16 protein-coding genes are annotated in these 18,996 nt (G+C 40.3%); 5 read left to right on the forward strand and 11 right to left on the reverse strand.

The features are described 5' to 3' along the window. Positions 1 to 3: 3 nt before the first annotated feature. The 3 genes from PQR79_RS15010 to PQR79_RS15020 form a co-directional block, all read right to left on the reverse strand. A complete protein-coding gene (locus PQR79_RS15010; protein WP_238107787.1) occupies positions 4 to 2,250 on the reverse strand; it encodes a heavy metal translocating P-type ATPase in 2,247 nt (748 codons plus the stop codon). Then, positions 2,250 to 2,720, reverse strand: coding sequence for a MerR family transcriptional regulator (locus PQR79_RS15015; protein WP_160056747.1), 471 nt, complete (start codon positions 2,718 to 2,720; stop codon positions 2,250 to 2,252). Before PQR79_RS15015 ends, PQR79_RS15010 begins: the two co-directional genes overlap by 1 nt. A gap of 120 nt (positions 2,721 to 2,840) precedes the next feature. After that, positions 2,841 to 3,275, reverse strand: coding sequence for a DUF2057 family protein (locus PQR79_RS15020; RefSeq protein WP_238107788.1), 435 nt, complete (start codon positions 3,273 to 3,275; stop codon positions 2,841 to 2,843). Positions 3,276 to 4,144: 869 nt separating this feature from the next. On the opposite strand from PQR79_RS15020, the gene PQR79_RS15025 reads away from it, so the two are divergent. From PQR79_RS15025 to PQR79_RS15035, 3 genes are all read left to right on the forward strand, one after another. After that, positions 4,145 to 4,771 carry a helix-turn-helix transcriptional regulator gene (locus PQR79_RS15025; protein WP_238107789.1) on the forward strand — a complete coding sequence of 209 codons (627 nt, stop codon included), beginning with the start codon at positions 4,145 to 4,147 and terminating at the stop codon, positions 4,769 to 4,771. Positions 4,772 to 4,836: 65 nt separating this feature from the next. Next, complete coding sequence (locus tag PQR79_RS15030) at positions 4,837 to 5,019, forward strand: hypothetical protein (RefSeq protein WP_238107790.1); 183 nt, start codon at positions 4,837 to 4,839, stop codon at positions 5,017 to 5,019. A 31-nt stretch (positions 5,020 to 5,050) separates the two neighbouring features. Next, positions 5,051 to 5,731 carry a transglutaminase-like domain-containing protein gene (locus tag PQR79_RS15035; protein ID WP_206194594.1) on the forward strand — a complete coding sequence of 227 codons (681 nt, stop codon included), beginning with the start codon at positions 5,051 to 5,053 and terminating at the stop codon, positions 5,729 to 5,731. Positions 5,732 to 5,905: 174 nt separating this feature from the next. Here the strand turns inward: PQR79_RS15035 and PQR79_RS15040 are convergent, their stop codons facing one another. From PQR79_RS15040 to PQR79_RS15065, 6 genes are all read right to left on the reverse strand, one after another. Beyond that, positions 5,906 to 6,265, reverse strand: coding sequence for a DUF6488 family protein (locus PQR79_RS15040; protein ID WP_160056949.1), 360 nt, complete (start codon positions 6,263 to 6,265; stop codon positions 5,906 to 5,908). Positions 6,266 to 6,295: 30 nt separating this feature from the next. Beyond that, positions 6,296 to 6,610, reverse strand: coding sequence for a P-II family nitrogen regulator (locus tag PQR79_RS15045; RefSeq protein WP_160056947.1), 315 nt, complete (start codon positions 6,608 to 6,610; stop codon positions 6,296 to 6,298). A gap of 82 nt (positions 6,611 to 6,692) precedes the next feature. Next, the gene (locus tag PQR79_RS15050) at positions 6,693 to 9,818 is read right to left on the reverse strand and encodes an efflux RND transporter permease subunit (RefSeq protein WP_150139015.1); all 3,126 of its coding nucleotides are present in this window, start codon (positions 9,816 to 9,818) and stop codon (positions 6,693 to 6,695) included. A 90-nt stretch (positions 9,819 to 9,908) separates the two neighbouring features. Beyond that, entirely contained in the window at positions 9,909 to 10,835 is a 927-nt protein-coding gene (locus tag PQR79_RS15055) for an efflux RND transporter periplasmic adaptor subunit (RefSeq protein ID WP_160056945.1), read from the reverse strand. After that, entirely contained in the window at positions 10,832 to 12,181 is a 1,350-nt protein-coding gene (locus tag PQR79_RS15060; RefSeq protein ID WP_238107791.1) for a TolC family protein, read from the reverse strand. The genes PQR79_RS15055 and PQR79_RS15060 overlap by 4 nt, the downstream gene beginning before the upstream one ends. A gap of 75 nt (positions 12,182 to 12,256) precedes the next feature. Next, a complete protein-coding gene (locus PQR79_RS15065; RefSeq protein WP_238107792.1) occupies positions 12,257 to 12,613 on the reverse strand; it encodes a hypothetical protein in 357 nt (118 codons plus the stop codon). Between the two features lie 594 nt (positions 12,614 to 13,207). Between PQR79_RS15065 and PQR79_RS15070 the strand changes: the two genes are divergently transcribed. Then, complete coding sequence (locus PQR79_RS15070) at positions 13,208 to 13,912, forward strand: sulfotransferase (RefSeq protein ID WP_438270831.1); 705 nt, start codon at positions 13,208 to 13,210, stop codon at positions 13,910 to 13,912. 5 nt (positions 13,913 to 13,917) lie between these two features. On the opposite strand, the gene PQR79_RS15075 is transcribed toward PQR79_RS15070, so the two are convergent. Next, the gene (locus PQR79_RS15075) at positions 13,918 to 15,366 is read right to left on the reverse strand and encodes an MFS transporter (RefSeq protein ID WP_238107793.1); all 1,449 of its coding nucleotides are present in this window, start codon (positions 15,364 to 15,366) and stop codon (positions 13,918 to 13,920) included. A gap of 482 nt (positions 15,367 to 15,848) precedes the next feature. On the opposite strand from PQR79_RS15075, the gene PQR79_RS15080 reads away from it, so the two are divergent. Beyond that, complete coding sequence (locus PQR79_RS15080) at positions 15,849 to 16,730, forward strand: hypothetical protein (RefSeq protein ID WP_238107794.1); 882 nt, start codon at positions 15,849 to 15,851, stop codon at positions 16,728 to 16,730. A 72-nt stretch (positions 16,731 to 16,802) separates the two neighbouring features. Here PQR79_RS15080 and mdoH read toward each other — a convergent pair whose 3' ends face one another. Then, positions 16,803 to 18,986 carry a glucans biosynthesis glucosyltransferase MdoH gene (mdoH, locus tag PQR79_RS15085; RefSeq protein WP_368389135.1) on the reverse strand — a complete coding sequence of 728 codons (2,184 nt, stop codon included), beginning with the start codon at positions 18,984 to 18,986 and terminating at the stop codon, positions 16,803 to 16,805. Positions 18,987 to 18,996 lie beyond the last annotated feature (10 nt).

Consider the following 18,996-nt stretch of genomic DNA (forward strand, 5'->3'; position numbering starts at 1 on the left):
CTCCTAGTGTTCCTTGGCTTTAAACAAACGTAAACGGTTAGCGTTACTCACTACGGTAAGTGATGAAAAGGCCATCGCAGCGCCAGCAATCACTGGATTTAGCAAAATACCAAAAACAGGAAAAAGCACACCTGCTGCTAAGGGAATACCCGCGACGTTGTATATAAACGCGCCAAACAAGTTTTGTTTAATGTTGCGCAGCGTTGCTTTACTAATGGCTATCGCATCGGCTAAGCCATGAAGTGATCCGCGCATTAAGGTCACATCAGCGCTTTCTATCGCCACATCAGTGCCTGTTCCAATAGCAAAGCCAACATCGGCTAACGCTAATGCGGGGGCGTCATTAATCCCATCGCCAGTCATGCCAACCACTTCATTTTGTTGCTGAAGTTCAGCTACTTTATTGGCTTTATCTTCTGGCATGACTTCTGCGAAAAAATCATCAATACCAACTTTTTTAGCCACTGCTGCTGCGGTCGCTTTATTGTCCCCGGTTAACATAATCACTTTGATGCCATTGAGTTTCAGTCTCGCAATCGCTTCAATTGAATCAGGCTTTATCGGATCTGATACCGCAATAATGGCCAGTAATTGCCCTGCAAGCGCTAAATACATTGGTGTTTTTGCATTTTCAGCTAACACTTGAGCCTTAGCTTCGTGAAGGCCAATATCAATGTGTTTGTCTAACATCAGTTTTAAATTACCAAATAGTAATGTCTGGCCATCCACTTCAGCTTCTACACCTTTACCTGAAATGGCATTGAAGTGCTCAGTGTCAATGGCTTCTATACCTCTATCATTCGCACTTTCTACAATAGCTTGCGCGAGTGGATGTTCGGAGTGACTTTCGATTCCAGCAGACAAGGCAAGTACCTGCTCTTCACTGTCGGCATTAACCAAAATAATATCTGTAACTTGCGGTTTACCTTCAGTAATGGTGCCGGTTTTATCTAATATCATGGCGGTTATTTTAGACGCGGTTTGCAATGCTTCACCGTTACGAATAAGCACCCCCGATTCAGCGGCCTTACCAACGCCAACCATCACTGACATTGGCGTTGCGAGACCTAGCGCACAAGGACAAGCAATAATTAATATTGTTGTTGCAGACACGATGGCAAATACACTTGACGGCTCAGGGCCAAAATTAAACCACACCATGGCACTGACTATAGCGATGATCATAATAGCGGGTACAAAGTAAGTGGCTATGACATCTGCTAAACGCCCAATCGGCGGCTTAGAGTTTTGCGCCCGTTTGACCATACTAATAATGCGAGCCAGTGCGGTATCCTTACCTATACGAGTGGCTTTAAATATGATTGAGCCTGATTTATTCAAGGTGCCAGTGACCACATCGTCACCTATCACTTTTTCAACAGGCATTGGCTCACCGGTCAACATTGATTCATCAATGGTGCTGTTACCTTCAAAAACCACCCCATCGACTGGAATTTTTTCGCCAGGGCGAACTTTTACATGATCATTAAGTAATACATGAGCAATATCGATGTCGAGGTCTTTCCCATCACGGATAACCCGAGCAGTTTTAGCTTGCAAACCAATGAGACGCTTAATCGCTTCAGAGGTTTTACCGCGCGCTTTAACTTCTAGTGCTAAACCAAGATTAATTAAACCAATAATCATTGCGGTCGCTTCAAAGTAAACATGTCTTGCCATCTCGGGGAACAATTGTGGAAATGAAACAATCAACATCGAGTAAACCCAAGCAGTACCGGTACCTAAGGCAATGAGGGTGTCCATATTGGCATTATGGTTTAAAAATGATTTCCAAGCGCCGATATAAAAATGCCTACCTGATATAAGCATAATTGCCAGAGTCACCACACCGACCAGTCCCCACACAGTTTGCTCTAATAGGGTTGATACCGTCATTTCGCCAATAAAAAGTCCATAAATCATCAACGGGATACCGACGGACAAGGCGATAATGGTATGGCGTAATAAACTTTTATAATGTTGTAAATCAGCCTGTTCTTTCTCGTTCATGGCATCTTCTGCCGACTCAGCCTGTATTTGAGTGGCATTATAACCAGCGCTTTCTACTGCTTTTATAATCAACTCGGCAGATGCGTTACCCGAAACAAGTACTGTTCTGTCGGCAAAGTTCATTTCGGCCGAATCAACGCCTTGCACGCTGTTAATCGTTTTTTCAATTTTGCCAACACAACTCGCGCAACCTGCGCCGAGGATATTGAGTTGTATTGTAGTATGGCCTGTTTTAGTCATCACTTAATCTCCATTGAAGCTTTATCAACATAATGGGGAACTCCTAATTCTTCTGAAACTATATCCTCTTGATTTGTATTCTCTATTAAATGGCAAATCATGTTTCCTGTGGGTATGTTGTCAGGCATTTGAGACCAATCTTGTATCGCCTTAGAAAGCTTACTTCTTAATTGCACCATTTCGTTGAACTGTTGCTCAGTTTCAAGCAGCTTTACTTTAATTAATTCGCGTACAAGTTGACATGCACTATCCCCAAGATCAGTCTTAGAAAAAATAACTTTAATATCTTCGACAGAAAATCCTAAATTTCGAGCACTCAAAATAAATTGCATCCTCACCATATCTTTATGGTTGAATGTTTTATAACCATTATTGGGAGATTTGCTTGGATTGAGTAATCCAATTCGAGTATAAAAACGCACAGTATCAGCGGATACACCCAATTTATTAGCGAGTTGAGCCACTTTCATACAACCTCCAAACCATCATAAATAACTACGATAGTTCAACTATAACTCTGTGTGTAACACACAGCTCAAGAAGTATATTAGGTATTGATAGGGCGCTATGATAGCGCCCTATTAATCCAATTAATGATTCATCATTTTACTGTGTTGTTTCATAATGATAGACATTAACTCTGCATGGTTAACCAGCTTAACTGATTCGCCTTTTAAGCTAGCCGTGTCTATTGTGATCTGAGGGGAGTCGATAAATTTGCGAGCAGATTTTGTAGTGAAAATATCCTTAGCTCTAACCTGAATATCTTCGTTCTTAGTTAAATTCAAACTCCAATATAATGCATCAGATTTTACAAAATTAGTGTCATCTGCTCCCGTTGAGTAAACATCATAAAACTTAAGTTCAAGCAAATGCTGACCAGGTTCAATGTCAATCTGTCCCTTATTTGCCACAGACTGGCCATCAACGGAAGTAAAAATAAGATAATCAGGTAATGTAATAGTAGCAGCCATTGAAACTGTGCTAGCTAAAGATAAAAGTGTAATTGCGATAAATTTTTTCATAAGAAACTCCAGAAGCTTTATGATGCTCATAAGTAAACGAGCAACAAAAATCTTTATAAATTAATAGTAAGTGATTAATTAAAATAAAGAATTAAGCAATTGGAGGGGGATTTTGACTTCCAAGCGAAGCCGGAGTTGATATCCATAAAGTCGAGTCAACTTTAGAACTTGTGAATAGATTGTTAATTAAATTTGAGCCCGATAACAAAACAAATGCATTAGCGACTACATGGCAATGGCTAATACAGTGGCTTGAATCTTCGGCACAACAGTTATCGTCATCACAATCATTGTCCATCATAACTGAATGTGACATAGAGTTAGATTGCATACTTGATTCAGACATATCGCTAGACATAGCATTACTTGGCACTAATAACTGTGTTATTAATGTCAATATAACTGCTAAATTTAGCAAAATCTTAATCATGCTATTATACTCAATTTAATCATGTGGACTACGTTAGCAAATTTTAGAATCAAATTCCATGATGTAAGTCACAATCCTAGGTCTATTAAACTATTCAATGAATCCTTACTTGACATAACACTGGTGAGATGCAGACCTGGGCGGGATATGTGCTCAGTACTATTTAGATATACCCAAGGGATATTGCAGAGAGCACAGAACTCAGGGCCACCGAGAGAATAGTGTTAACAATGCTTATGGAAATAACTGTTATGATGTTATGCAATAAAGAAAGCTGCTTTAGTAAAACGTAGAATGGGCAAAGGAGTATTTAATTATTAAACCTACCGTTTGGATTAACCCTGGTGTTGTCACAATATATGGCTCTAGCATAGATGCTGACGCTCATATGCATCATGCAATACAAGTGATATGGCCCTTCAGTGATTCGCGTTGTAATTTGAATGGAAGAAAGATAACAGGTGTAACGGTAATCGATTCAAAAGTTGATCATCAACTGGAAATGGTTGAAGGTTGGGTGTTACTTATTGAACCGAAAAGTAATTTGGGACGGGAGTTGGTTACTAAATTAATGGGTCAACCATTTAAGTCATTTAGAACAACTTTTTCAGAATCAGTTAATAAACCGTCTCAAACAGACGATTTTATTGAATTTTTAACACCTGTATTTGACGAATTAAAACTTACAAAACAGTTCTTAGTTGTTAATAAAAGCACAGTGGAAGATAGACGCATTCAACAATTGTTAATTGAATTAGATCAGTGTCTATATGGCGATTGTATCAAACCTACTAATTGGCGAGCTTCTGAAGTCGCTAACCAATTAGCTTTATCTGAAAGTCGTTTTCTTCATTTATTTAGTATAGAGTTAGGTATTGCGTGGCGACCATATTTATTATGGCGAAGAATGATCTGTGCTATTCAAGCGTTAATTAATGGTAACTCTGCTACAGATGCTGCTCATCTGGCTGGTTTTTCAGATAGTGCTCATTTAAGTCGAACATTTCGAAATAACTTCGGTATGACAATAAGGCAAGCTCATACTCTTTTCAAAAAAGTTAGCTAGTTTATTCAAGTTTTCTGTTGAGTGGTTGGTTATTCTAGTACAAACTCATTGAATAGGAATTTCTCATGAAACTCAAACTAAGCAGATCTATTTTAATCATCGTTGCATTGATAATCGTATTGGCAAGCTTAATACACGGCATCATTGCTGATATATCGATTTTTCATGGTCTGATTTTACACCCCATCTTTTTTTTAGTTGGACTTTCTTTGGCTGCATTCAGTGTAGAGGGGAGTAAATGTGACTAAATTATCAAAAAATTTATTAAAACATACCCCAATGTTGGATTTTAACCATCCGCAAATTCAAAGTTTGATTGAACAACGACAGTGGCGAGATTTATCGCAATATGATGCCATTGGCGAAATTTATAACTATGTACGAGATGAAATTTGTTTTGGCTATAACGCAGATGACCGAATACCTGCAAGCCAAGTATTTAGTGATGGTTATGGACAGTGTAATACTAAAGGTACTTTGTTGATTGCGTTGTTACGCGCTGTTGGTATTTCTGCACGCTTGCATGGTTTTACTATTTACAACCAATTACAACGTGGTGCAATCCCGAACTATATATTCTTCTTTGCACCAAAACGTATTCTTCATAGTTGGGTTGAGGTTTTTTACAATGAACGTTGGATTAACTTGGAAGGTTACATCATCGATAAGCCTTATCTTAAACAAATTCAGAGTCGTTTTGTTGAGCCAAGCAAGTGCTTTTCAGGCTTTGGTATTGCAACTAAATGTCTTGCAAGACCCGATGTGGACTGGATAGGCAAAGATACTTATATACAAAGTGACGGCATTGCAGATGACTTTGGTATATATGAGCAGCCAGATGATTTTTACTCAAAACACGGTAGTAACCTTACAGGGATTAAAAAGGTTCTTTTTCGTTATGCGCTACGTCATTTAATAAATATAAATGTGAAAAAAATTCGTTCTAATGGCGTAATGTGAGGTAAACATCTAAAAAACCACATAGCATAGTTAATTTTGTAACTGTGCCACTACATATACAGGTTATTTATTAGTGCTAATTCACAGCTATTCCAATCAAACGATGGTTAGTTTGAGCTATGTAACAATTGCATTCTAGGGTTGAATCCAATCCTAGAATGCAAATAGCCCTTATTAAAAAAGGTTATGCTCAGTTACAGCTATAACATCGCCATATTTATCTACTCTAAAATACAATGTCTTATTATCGTGAGAATTCGTAGCACTCACAACATAAACTCCATCATTAACACTTATAATATTCACATCTTCATTCTTAATGGTTCCCCATGAAAACTTTAGCTTACCAGCATCATAACCAAAATCTTCGAGTATCATTTTATGTATTTTTTTAATGACAATGTTTGTTATCTTTTCTTCATTCAAATGAGAGTGTCTTTTATGGATCATACTTTTCATTCTATCTGGATGTGCAAAAGAATAATTACAATTAAAAGAAATAACGATAACTATAAAAGAAAATAAATACCTCATAAATATGCCTTATTATTTTAAACTTAGCATCTAAAAGCCACCAATTGGAAGAATTTTTTCAATTGGACTAACGTAAACCCACCCAGAAATTTCCGTTCCAATTTTACCTATTTTTCTAATAATTGATATAACTTCATCTACTTGTTCATCTTCACATATTAGAGACAGCTGAGCTTCGGAAATAGTTACACCTGCTTCAGAAGAATATACTAACTCACTTTCCTGAAGAGCTTTCAATGTTCCTTTGACATCAAATATTGATATATTTCCGAAGCCAGCATCTTGTAATGCTTGTATAACATCTGCAGACCTTACATGGTGAATTAATGCATTAATTTTTTTCATATTTTTACCTGTCAATTTGAAATTATACTTAAAGGGATTACGGACAACTCGAACACCGCAATCCCTTCTCCATACTTAAAATTTAATTACTATTTTGGCTGATTTTCGTCTTTCGCCAAGTAAGTCTGTACAAGCCAGGTAATACTAATAAAGTAAGGAACGTTGATGAAATGATCCCACCAATAACGACTGTTGCTAGTGGTCTCTGGACTTCTGCACCAGTACTAGTATTAAGCGCCATTGGTAAAAATCCTAATGCTGCAACAAGTGCAACCATCATAATTGGTCTTAATCGCAACATTGCACCAGTTTGAATAGCTTGCTCGACAGAACTTCCACGATCCAGCTCATCTCTAAATGCAGATACCATCATAACCCCCGTCAAAACAGAAACTCCGCACAAAGTAATAAAGCCTACACCAGCTGTAATAGATAGAGGGATATCACGCAACCATAAAGCTATGACACCTCCAGTAAGGGCTAGTGGTACCCCACTAAAGACTAAAGCTGCGTCTTTTGCGGAACCAAATGTCATCATTAGAAGAGCAAATATCATTATCAATGTTATAGGTACAAGTATAGTTAAACGATCAGAGGCAGATTGTAATTGCTCAAAAGTACCACCATATTCTAACCAATACCCTGGAGATAATTTTACTTGCTCAGCAACCTTACTTTGTACTTCTGCAACAAATCCACCTAGATCTCTACCACGAACGTTCGCGCTAACGACCAATCTACGCTTTCCATTTTCACGTGAAATCTGGTTAGGGCCAGGTGCTAAAGTAAGTTTAGCTACTTCTCTTAATGGTACATAACCACCTTCAGGTAACGGAATAGGTAAACGATCTAACGCTTCTAAATTTACTCGAACCCTCTCGTCAACCCTTACAACGATTGATAAACGTTGATCACCATCAAAAATCAAGCCTGCACTCTCACCTCCCGTTGCAGCAGCAACTACATCTTGGACATCCGAGACGTTTAAGCCCAAACGGTACATAGCTGCTCTGTCAGCATCAATTGACAAGATGGGTAATCCAGAAACTTGTTCTACTTTTACGCCTTCAGCCCCTTCAATGCTACTTAACACCTTTGCTATTTCAGCACCTGAACTCAGTAATTTAGATAAATCATCTCCAAAAATTTTTATACCTAGGTCAGATCTGACACCTGAAATCAATTCGTTAAACCGAAGTTGGATAGGTTGGCTTATTTCGAAAGCATTACCTGGTAATAAGGCTAGTTTTTCACTTATTTCTTCTAAAAGTTGAGCCTTAGTCTTTTCAGGATTTGGCCACTCGCTATGATCCTTAAGCATCACATAACCATCAGATATATTTGGCCCCATAGGATCACTCGCAACCTCTGCAGTACCAACTCTAGAGAAATATGTTTTAACCTCCGGAATCTCTAGAATTGCCTTCTCCAACTGAAATTGCATATCCAATGATTGAGTTAAACTTGTCCCTGGAATTCGAAGTGCTTGGATCGCAATATCGCCCTCATCAAGATTAGGAACAAACTCGGTTCCCATTTTTGTTCCAACAAATCCGACTAAAATCACAAATATCAATGCTATTGAAATTACAAGTACTCGGAATCTCAACACAATCGATAAAATTGGCAGATATAATCGTTTAGATTGACTGACGATAAAATTGTCTTTTTCTTCTATATGGCCTGTCATAAACAAAGCGACTGCCGCAGGAACAAAAGTGAGAGACAATACAAGTGCAGACAATAGAGCCATGATTACGGCCATTGCCATTGGAGTAAACATTTTACCTTCGACACCTGTCAGCGCCAAAATTGGCAAATTGACCATAATAACAACTAAAACACTTATCAGACTTGGAGTAAACACTTCACGGGTAGCCGTAAAGACGGTCTGAAAACGTTCATCCAATGTCAATATTCGCCCCAGGTGATGCTGTCTTCCTGCCAGCCTTAAAATACAGTTCTCAACTATGATTACAGCACCGTCAACAATTAACCCAAAATCAAGTGCACCTAGACTCATGAGATTTGCGCTTACTTTGGTTTCTACCATGCCAGTCATCAACATCAACATCGATAAAGGGATCACCATGGCAGTTAATAAAGCAGCCCTAACATTACCCAGCATAACTAGAAGAACGACAATGACCAACACAGCACCTTCAGCTAAATTGGTCTGAACTGTTGCAATCGTCTTATCTACCAATACAGTACGATCGTAAACAGGTTCAGCAATCACACCTTCTGGAAGAGTTTTATTAATCTCAAGCAATTTTGCTGATACTGCCTGAGAAACAGTTCTGCTATTTCCGCCAAGCAACATAACAGCTGTGCCCAACACAGTTTCATCGCCATCGCGAGTTGCAGCGCCAGTCCTAAGCTGTTTACCAAACCCAATCTCTGCAACATCACCTACGGTAATAGGAATTCCATCCCTACGAGCAACAATGATCTGCTTAATCGATGAAATATCAGTAACCTGACCTGGAGCACGGATCAAATATTGTTCACCATTTTTCTCTATATACCCAGCACCTACATTCGAATTATTTTTCTGCAACGCAGCGACTAAATCATCAAAACTTATTTGGTAAGCCAATAGCTTTGAAGGTTCTGGTGTAATATGAAACTCCTTTTCATACCCTCCGATTGTATTTACTTCAGTAACCCCCTCAACCAAACGCAATTGAGGACGAATAACCCAATCTTGCAATGTACGCAAAGCTGTTGCGTCGTAAGGTTTTCCATCTGCTTGCAAAGCCCCTGGCGCTGCATGAACTGAATAGTGAAAGATTTCACCTAATCCAGTTGCAACAGGTCCCATTACGGGCTCAATACCTGACGGCATCTCACTTTTAGCTTGTTGCAAACGTTCGTTAATAAGATTTCGAGCAAAATAAATATCAGTTCCTTTCTCAAACACAACAGTCACTTGTGAGAGTGCATAACGAGATAGCGATCTAGTACTCTCAACATAAGGTAATCCTGCAATTGACATTTCAACCAAATAGGTGACTCGCTGCTCAACTTCTAGTGGTGAATACCCAGGTGCTTCTGTGTTAATTTGAACTTGAACATTGGTAATATCAGGTACAGCATCAATAGGAAGATGTTGATAATTCCAAACGCCTAGTGCACCCGTTAGCAAAACAAAAAACATAACCAACCACCGGCGGGTTATGGAAAATTGAATGAGTTTATCAATCATTTAAAACTCCTATTTGAAGCACACAACCGATTATGTCTAAATTTAAAAACATAAATAAGGTATAAAGGTAAACGAAGACGCATAAAAAATTTAATGCCCATGTTCAGCATCCTCTTTCCCCAACTCAGACTTCAAAACAAAGCTATTGTTACTCACATACATTTCACCAACCGACAAACCCGTTAGAACTTCACTATATTGACCATCTGTTCGACCAAGGCTCACTTCGCGTGGTTCAAACCCAGATTCACCTTTGACAAAAACTACATTTTTATTTTCAATAACTTGTATTGCTTCATTACGTATAGAAACTGGCGCATTTATTTCATCAAGTGTAATGTTGGCATTAACAAATAAGCCCGGCTTCCAAATGTTGTTGCTGTTTTCAATTAGAACACGAGCTTTAGTGGCTTGACTTTGCACTTGTCCAAATGGTGAAATATAAATAATTTTACCTTCTGAAATATTCTTTAAATCAGTACCTTGTATGTTAACCGTCTGATTTAATTTGACCAAAGGAAGATCCTTCGGAAATATGCTTAATTCTACCCAAACAGTAGAAAAATCTTGAATCACCAGTAAAGGAGTTTCATTTGTTTTCTCTCCAACATTTATATTTCGCTGTGTGATATATCCATTAATTTCAGAAGTTATTGGATAGTTTTTCAAGCTTTCATTTGCTTCAACAATTAACAATGTTTCACCTTTACGGACCGGATCACCGATGCTCTTCTTTACATCACGTACCACACCATCAAATCTGGCATTAACCACTTGCAAACTTTCAGCATTAGTAGCAACCAAGCCATAAACAGGTAACACATCACGAATAACATTGGCACCAACGGTGCTAACCACTATTCCGGCATGCTGTATTTGCTCGTTAGATAATTCTATATGCCCTTCCTCTTCATGTTCTGATTCATCTCCATGACCAGACTCTGCAAAAATAGACCCTGTAAAAAATAAGAAGCTGGTTAAGAATAGAACTTTTGTAAAACTAGAAATTAATTTCATTGAGATATTCCTGATAATTTGATGTTCTCGTTATATTGCGAGCTAGCTAAAGGCTCTGATGTCAATTGTTCAATTTCTGCACCATAAGTTAATGCTGATGCTGCAGCTTCAATTAATGTACGTCTTGCACTTAACAACTCCTGACGAGAGCTCACATAATCCAGATAACCGTACCTTCCGCGCTGATATGCATCTTGAGTTTCAATCAGTGCTTGCTCTAAAGAAGGGATGATGGTGGAACGCAATGAATTAACGACTAAAATAGCTTGTTTTCTATTGTAAAAAGCTCGAAATAACTGATTATGCATATCCAATAACATGACATCACGTTTTACAAATACTTGATTTTTTTCTGCAATGGCTGTTGAAATAGCACCTTGATTCCTAGAGCCAGAAAATAAAGGCATACTGAAGCCAGCTACGAGTGCTGTATCGTTTGTATCTTGAGTTCGACGAACCCCCACAGACCAACTAATGTCAGATTTTGACTGTGTTTTAGCAACACGTATTTCAGCATTTTTTAAACGAGCTTCTGATGCAAAAATCTCTATTGCAGGGTTAAGTTTGACTCTTTCAAACAATTGTTCAAATGAGATATCTTCACCAAACTGAAATAAATTCCCTTCAACATTCTCAAAGTCAGGTGAGGATGATCCCCACAAACTCGATAACGAAACTTTTAAGTAAGATAAGCGTTGCTGTTCGGCAAATAATGATAGCCTGGCTTGCTCTAAGGCTGCTAATGCCCGTTTAACTTCTGCATCGGGTGTAGCACCTGCAGCAGCGCGTTTTTTTACAATATCCAAAGTATCAATGCTTAGTTGAGTAGCCTCCTGTGCAAGAACAACTTGTTCTTGTGCAGCAAGTACATCAACATAACGACGAGTAACATCACCAAGTAAAGCCAGTGACTCAACCTGCCTGCTTGCTTCTAATAATGACAATTCAGAAGATACAGTCCCAATTCTAGCTAAACGCTTGTTATCCATTTCAAAAACTGAGGATAAAGCTATAGTGAACTCAGCCCCACTTATCCCGTTGTAATTTCCAGTTCCACCAATATTGTCAGTATCAAAGCCTAATTCATAAGCTGGTGATAATTTAGCCGTTTCCATTTGCCCTTTCAGAGCATCAATTCGATATGGAAAAAATTTAAGTGAAGGATTTTGTGATAGTGAACGCTGCATTGCTGTTGACAGCGATATAGCTTGATCTGCAGATGATGCTCTTGCTGCGCTGATTGTAAAGGAGAATGCCACAAGGAAAACACACGAAATGATCCGTATATTATAAATACGACTCAAGAGCTCCAAAACTAGTTTTGGAGGACGATTTAACATTAACATATTGTAATACCTAATTATTTAAGATATAAAAATGCGCAAACTCTATCGCTTGCAAAAATTGACTTAAAATAAAAATTAGGCGATCGGAGGACGGATTGAAGTTGAAAAAGGAGTTTCGGGAACAGAAAATAGATATGAGTCGTATGGAGCGTATTTCGTGAGGATATCAGTTTCAGCCTCATAGACACTTAACAAATAGATATGGCAATGACTACTGTGGTGGTGGCAGTGAAATATTTCATTTGAAGAAGGAATATCAGTAGTAGATAAATCATGAACTGGAGGTGTTTTGATAACTGATGCATTATGATCGATTGGTGTACTTGATAAAATCTCAGCATAAGCTTTTAGCGGGTGAGCATCGACAATATTTGCCATAGGTTGAAACACAACCCATGCAAAAATTAAAAATGTCGATACTAATTTAATCATACTAACCCCAATTTAAATACATTCTCACTTTAACATTACTCATAAAAAAATCAATGCATATTTAACTCTTATCAAGGCTGATGGCGGTGTTTTATCCGCTGAATATTAAACCTGTTATTTAAGAATGTACGAGAGCCTATAAAATTTTAAAGTTAAAATTAAAGTTAAATACTCGCATACAAGCTCTTAACGTATCATCATTCCGTTTCAAAAACTTGATTTTGTTACTTTATCAAAATAAATACTGTCCATTAATCTGAGCTGAAGTAAGTGCAACAGTTTCTCTTATAGAGATTTCTGGTATATCGAGCTTGAGTAAGCCAACTTAATCACATCATATCGGATTGCAGCTAACGATCATCATTAGCTAGCTCATTATTGAAGAATATTACAGTGACTGGAACAAATTTTTATCATTACTTTATTCACGTAAGTTAACTTAAACACGAAGCAATCTTTTAGCAGTGAAGGACTACTGATTACACATTAAAATTCATGTTATTAATAAACGCTCCAATATAATACATGTTGTTATTGGACCATATGTATTGTAGAAGCCCTTAAAATCAATACTCATAGCATATATGTACATAAATAACTCCTCCTAAACCATGTACCGGCACTACCAGTGTAAGCGTGGCCTTGCTTGAACAGGGCTTAACGGTAGCTCATCAGGCGTTTACTAAGCAGGCGTTTATGTTGGCCGATGCGGTGTCTGACGCGCCTTGTTTTAGCGATTATCAGCAATTAGATAAGTTATTTCCCAACGCTAAGTTTGTTTATTTAGACAGACAGTTAGATAAATGGCTGCCGTCAATGCAAATGTTACTGGGCAGAATGCTAATACATTTAGATAAAGATAAGGGCCGCTTTCATCCGGTGATGAAACGCAGTTTTAATCATTGTTTTGATATATGGCAGGTGGATGACGTGTTTGATAGCGCGCATTTAACGGCTTGTTATCAGCGCCACCAGCAGCAAGTATTGAGCTACTTTGCAGGCCGTGACAATTTTATCTCTATTGATATCAGTGTCGATGGTAGCCTTGCTACGCTGTTGCAGTTTATCGATTTACCGCATTTATTAAACATGCCCTTGCAGCAGCCTAGCGAGGAGTGCCAATCGTCAAGCTTTGGGCAATTAAACTTTCCACAGCTAAGCTTTCCGCAGTTAAACTTTCCGCAGTTAAATATGGGCCGTAATGTGGCCAGTTGGGATGAGTATAAACACCCCAATAAAATCAGTGCCAATGCCTCTGGGCCAGATAAACGTAAATTTTTTGATTACCGCCTTGATTAAAAGCGTTACTTATCGCTGTGTTTTTCTTTATCGTTAGCGCGCTTTTTCTTGGCCACGGTAAGCCAGTCTAGGCTGACCCCCGAAATAGCATTAAAACCACGGATGCGGAAGATAAGGGTGAGCAGCTCAGGCCGTGGGCGTGCTTTGGGTTCTACCGAGCGAGGTATAAACCACAATGCCACCAGCATGCGCATGATGGTCGATATTGTAAACACCAAAAATATTGGGTTGCTTAACCAGGCATTTAACCCTGTCCAAACTAAAAACTCTGCGGCATAAGAGGCAATCACACCTCCCAGCATGGCACCTACAAACACAAAACCGGCACTTAATGCCGCCTGCAACGCCGCATAGGTAGCAAAGTCACTGCGAAATGGGCGGATGTCATAAAGGTAGTTGGCCGTGCTTAAGGTAAAGCCGCTCCAAGCTAAACCAGAAAAAGCCTGAATCGCTAAAATATAGATAAAACTGTCTGAAAAAAGCCACAATAACGGCAAACTCGGAATGAGGCAGCTGGTAATTATCATCACTAATCGATTACCGTACAGGTCGCTAAAGCGGCCCCAAAAGCGCAAGGTCATAAATTGAGTCAAAATGGAGGCGACGCTCGATAATACAAACTCAAAGTAAGTAAAGTGCAAGTCTTCTAGCATGTATACCGCAAAAAACGGTGCCGATATGGCCACCATGCACTGCATACCCGCAACAAATAGACTGTAATGACGAAAGGTGTTGTCTTTCCACGCTTGCTGAAAGTTATACAATGTTTGGCTAAATACCCCTGGGGTTTTAGCTGCTGTCGGTTCGGGGTCGTGCATTTGCAACAGTAACCAGGCTGAGGCAAAGCGGCCCATGGCGGCAATCGAAAACAGTAAGCTAAAGCCTAACCAGGCCATGTGCATTGAGTCGGTTAAGGTTAATATGCCGCCGCCGACAAAAAACACACTCAGCGATGCCATCATGGTTAAGCGAGTACGAGACGCAAAAAAAGCGCCACGACGACGCTGAGGAACAATCATGCCCATCCAGGCGCGCCAATGCGGCTGAATTAAGTTAATAAATCCTTGATATAGCACCGCTAAGCCAATAAATACCCATACGGCATTGTCAGGCTGAAACGCCGCCAGCGCGCCCATTGCCAATACCACACCGGCTTGCAGCGTGGCACAGACTACAATAAATTGCCGCCGACTAAAGTGGCTCGCTAGCCACACCGACAATAACTGAGCAAGGGCGCCGAACAGTTGCGGTAACCCAGTGACCCACCCCATTTGGCCTAAACTGGCGCCCAAAAAAATCGCATAAGCATTAAAAAAGTTATCACTGGTGGCGGTCATGGTAGACGATGCTACCGCCTCTTGCTGGCTACGACGCAACGTGCACCTAAGCCACGACAGCCTGTCGCGGCTGCGCGAACAAGGGTGATTGATCGATGATGAATGCTCTGAAGACATAAAGGTCTTATTGCATGTCCTTGATGTAATACGAAGCAAAATTATGGCTGATAAATATCGAGCTCACAATCTATATCGTTCAGATAAACATCTATTTTGAAACTCGATAAACATAAACCCTTACAGGTAAAGCGAGGTGAATGGTAATACCATTATGCGTTAATAAGTGATGACTCAGCGAGAGTGGTCACTTATTAATGCAAATTGATATAAGTTGATTTAGCTTACTGAGATCCTTATATAAACCAATAATTACCTTGACTAAAACGAAACAAAAAATTTACATTAGTCAAATAATGAGTGCTATGGAAAGTGCTTTGATCCTTAAAGCGAGTCTTACCGCTTTGCTGTTCAGCTTTATAACACCTAGTGTTATCTCCTTCCGTAATACGTTCATTTATACCAATGCTCCATTTATCCAATGCTTAAGGCATGCAAATAAGTGTTGATGTGTTTACTTTTTCTAAAAAAGCAAAAATAAAATGAAATTACCTTTAATAATCAGCTGTTTGATTTTAGCGGGATGTAAATCCACCCCATACGCAATGATTGATGGCAGCCAGAGTAAAGTCTCTGATGCTAACAATTACAATGTTGAAATTGTCGCTATTGATGGTGCATTTCAATCAGGCAAGCTCACCAAAAATATTAAGCCGGGATATCACACCATCCATTTAAGTACCACTGGCCCATTGCGCAGCAGAAAGGCCACATCAACATTGGTTTATCCGCTGGTTGCTAAAGAATGCATGCGGTATGTAGTCACCGCACAACACGGCCCAGGTAATAAAGATGACTGGGAAATTAGAGTATTAGATGAAAGACTTATTCCGGCATGCACGCCGTCGCCAGTAGAACCTGAAGTCGCGGTCGTCATCCCTGATTATGCTAAACCGACAGGCGATATTAGCTGCTTAGCCAAAGAGCAACTGACAAATCAAACGACACCTGTAGTGCTATTACATTCGGTTGCCGCGTGTATAAAATCTCAAGATTACAACTCAGCAATCAACGGTTACTTTTTAGCGGGTGCTTATGCCTATTTTGATTCTTTACGTGTTACGCACAAGCCGTCACACGCTGTCGTCGATTTGATAAAAAAAGATTCTATTTGGACCTTATCAGCACTTGAGCAACAAAACTTTGAACAGAAACTAGCAGAGTATCTTGCCTCAGAACAAAAACAACAAACGTGTGAATGGGTTAAAGCGATGAACGCACCAAACTATACGCCAGAATATATGTTGCAGCATTTACCTAAAAACGGTGTTCCTCAAAATACAGACTTATCAGCTGACATAAAGGCCGCGTTGTTTAATGCAACACTGAATGATTACCTTGGGTGTTCATCACCCCAAGCCTAATTACGGTCAAACTCCTTAAACACAAAAGCCCTGTCGATATAAACCGGCAGGGCTTTTGCACAGCTTCGCCACCTAACAGAAGGACACAAACCCTTCGGGGTCGGCAAGTTGTGGCAGTTTTTGTAACTGTTTTAGCAATAAAGGGTTACCCAGTAAATACGCCAATTCTTGACGGGTAAACAGCTTTACAATATTGTGCTGGCACTGTGCTTCTTGCACTTTAACTCGGGTGATGGCTTCGAGTGATTCAACTGCTGAACCAGGCAAACGATGCGGCTTTTTGTCAATAATGGCTAAATGTAACGCCATTAATGCAGGGTCTTGTAGCAATGTCGATAAAGTCCACGGCTCAGCGATGGCTTGCACATACTCAGCACGACGCGCTTGTGAGTCTACACTAAGTTGCGGCGCGCAAACTTCTTCTGGCGTGGCCAAAATACCTAAGCCTTTTACCCATAAACCAAAGCGCTCTGAACCTGTCATGGCAGAAAGCGGTACAGCAAGCCATAAACCAATTAACGCTGGGCTCATCCACGCCAATAATGTCAGCGAATCAAGTACCGCAGCGTACCCTAATAACGCACCAATGAGCATGTGCCAACGATGACGGTAAATGAGGGTTAACCATGGCAAGCTGCCATCGTCACGGCGTTGTGGTGACCAACCACTGTCACGGCCGGCTAAAATAGACATGACTGCACCGCAGTGGATCAGCATCATAATTGGCGCAATCAGTGCCGACAATATCACTTCAACTATTACGCTAATCATGGCTTTGCCTCTGCCACCCAACTGTTTGCTCATGATGCTATTTTTTAATAACAATATGATCCCAAGCATTTTAGGACCAAACAATATGCCCATGGTGATATAAAACAACCGTAAGGCCCGGTCTGAGTCCATTACTGGCCAGGTAGGAAACAGCGAGAACTGATCGGTAAAGTATTCTGGGCGAATAAAGTGTGCTTGTAATGCCAGCATTAAGCCCGACAAAATCAGCATGAGCCAAAACGGTGATGACAAATACGCCATGATCCCTGTGAGTAAATGCAGCCGACTGACCCAATGCAACCCTTTACTCAACAATATTCGAGTGTGTTGTAAATTACCCTGACACCAACGACGATCGCGCACTGCTAAATCAACAATAGACGGTGGGCATTCTTCATAAGAGCCTGGCAGGTCTGCCGCAATGACCACGCTCCAACCAGCACGCCTTATCAACGCCGCTTCGACAAAGTCGTGGCTCATAATATGGCCACCAAAAGGCGGTTTACCGGTTAAATGCGGTAACCCTGCAGCGCTCATAAAAGCTTGGGTGCGGATAATGGCATTGTGGCCCCAAAAGTTACCCTCTTTGTGGGTCCACCAAGACAAACCTGTACCAATTACCGGACCATAAATTCGCGCTGCAAATTGCTGTAACCGCGCCATTAAGGTATTGCCGTTAATTAAATATGGAATGGTTTGAATAAGCCCAGCGTCAGGGTCGGCTTGCATTCGCTGCGCAAGGCTCACAATCGTATGCGTTTCCATTAAGCTGTCTGCGTCTAACACCAACAAATGGTCGTATTGAGCCCCCCAGCGCTTGCAAAAGTCGGCGACATTACCTGCTTTACGGGCATCGTTTTTACGCCGACGGCGGTAGTACACTCGGGCATCGTTACTGACTTTATGGCGTAAAATCAAAAACGCCTGCTCTTCAGCCAACGCGATGTCAGGATCGGTGGTATCGCTTAATATAAACCAGTCAAAGGCATGGGCGTCACCCGATGCAGCTAACGCCATGGCCATCACTTCTACGGCAGCAAAAACGCGATCGGGTGCTTCGTTGTAAGTTGGCATTAATATCGCGGTGCGGCTATGCAGTTTGATGCTGTGGGTGGTATCTGTTGTCGGCTTTTTGAGGAGCATCATAAAGCCGGCAATACCGCCACTAAATGCCAATGCTATCCAGCAAAAGTTAACCGCAAACAACACCAATACAATGTATTCAAGTGGTGTTACTCCGCCAACATTAAATACCGATGTCATCTCGTAAATCGCCATTATCGACATGATTAATGCGCTGCCAACCACTAACAGACGGCGTAATCCGTCTGACTTAACCCCATTGGCGATAATACTTTTACGTGGCATGCCTGCTGGCAGCGCGCGCAAACTTTGCGGCTCCATCGGACTTGGTCGCTCTATTGGCATGGCTGCGCCACCGACCAAAGTAGGTTCACTTGAGTTCATATCAAACTCAGATTGCATCGTATTCATG

This window comes from Shewanella metallivivens (genome assembly GCF_028750675.1).
In the GTDB taxonomy this organism is placed as follows: domain Bacteria; phylum Pseudomonadota; class Gammaproteobacteria; order Enterobacterales; family Shewanellaceae; genus Shewanella; species Shewanella metallivivens.

Bases quoted from the DNA above. Each gene is read 5' to 3' on its own strand.
- PQR79_RS15080 (WP_238107794.1), top strand. From the start codon at position 15,849: ATGAAATTACCTTTAATAATCAGCTGTTTGATTTTAGCGGGATGTAAA.
- PQR79_RS15050 (WP_150139015.1), bottom strand. From the start codon at position 9,818: ATGATTGATAAACTCATTCAATTTTCCATAACCCGCCGGTGGTTGGTT.
- PQR79_RS15065 (WP_238107792.1), bottom strand. From the start codon at position 12,613: ATGATTAAATTAGTATCGACATTTTTAATTTTTGCATGGGTTGTGTTT.
- PQR79_RS15040 (WP_160056949.1), bottom strand. From the start codon at position 6,265: ATGAGGTATTTATTTTCTTTTATAGTTATCGTTATTTCTTTTAATTGT.
- PQR79_RS15020 (WP_238107788.1), bottom strand. From the start codon at position 3,275: ATGAAAAAATTTATCGCAATTACACTTTTATCTTTAGCTAGCACAGTT.
- PQR79_RS15030 (WP_238107790.1), top strand. From the start codon at position 4,837: ATGAAACTCAAACTAAGCAGATCTATTTTAATCATCGTTGCATTGATA.
- PQR79_RS15055 (WP_160056945.1), bottom strand. From the start codon at position 10,835: ATGAAATTAATTTCTAGTTTTACAAAAGTTCTATTCTTAACCAGCTTC.
- PQR79_RS15060 (WP_238107791.1), bottom strand. From the start codon at position 12,181: ATGTTAATGTTAAATCGTCCTCCAAAACTAGTTTTGGAGCTCTTGAGT.
- PQR79_RS15035 (WP_206194594.1), top strand. From the start codon at position 5,051: ATGTTGGATTTTAACCATCCGCAAATTCAAAGTTTGATTGAACAACGA.
- PQR79_RS15010 (WP_238107787.1), bottom strand. From the start codon at position 2,250: ATGACTAAAACAGGCCATACTACAATACAACTCAATATCCTCGGCGCA.
- mdoH (WP_368389135.1), bottom strand. From the start codon at position 18,986: ATGCAATCTGAGTTTGATATGAACTCAAGTGAACCTACTTTGGTCGGT.
- PQR79_RS15075 (WP_238107793.1), bottom strand. From the start codon at position 15,366: ATGTCTTCAGAGCATTCATCATCGATCAATCACCCTTGTTCGCGCAGC.
- PQR79_RS15015 (WP_160056747.1), bottom strand. From the start codon at position 2,720: ATGAAAGTGGCTCAACTCGCTAATAAATTGGGTGTATCCGCTGATACT.
- PQR79_RS15045 (WP_160056947.1), bottom strand. From the start codon at position 6,610: ATGAAAAAAATTAATGCATTAATTCACCATGTAAGGTCTGCAGATGTT.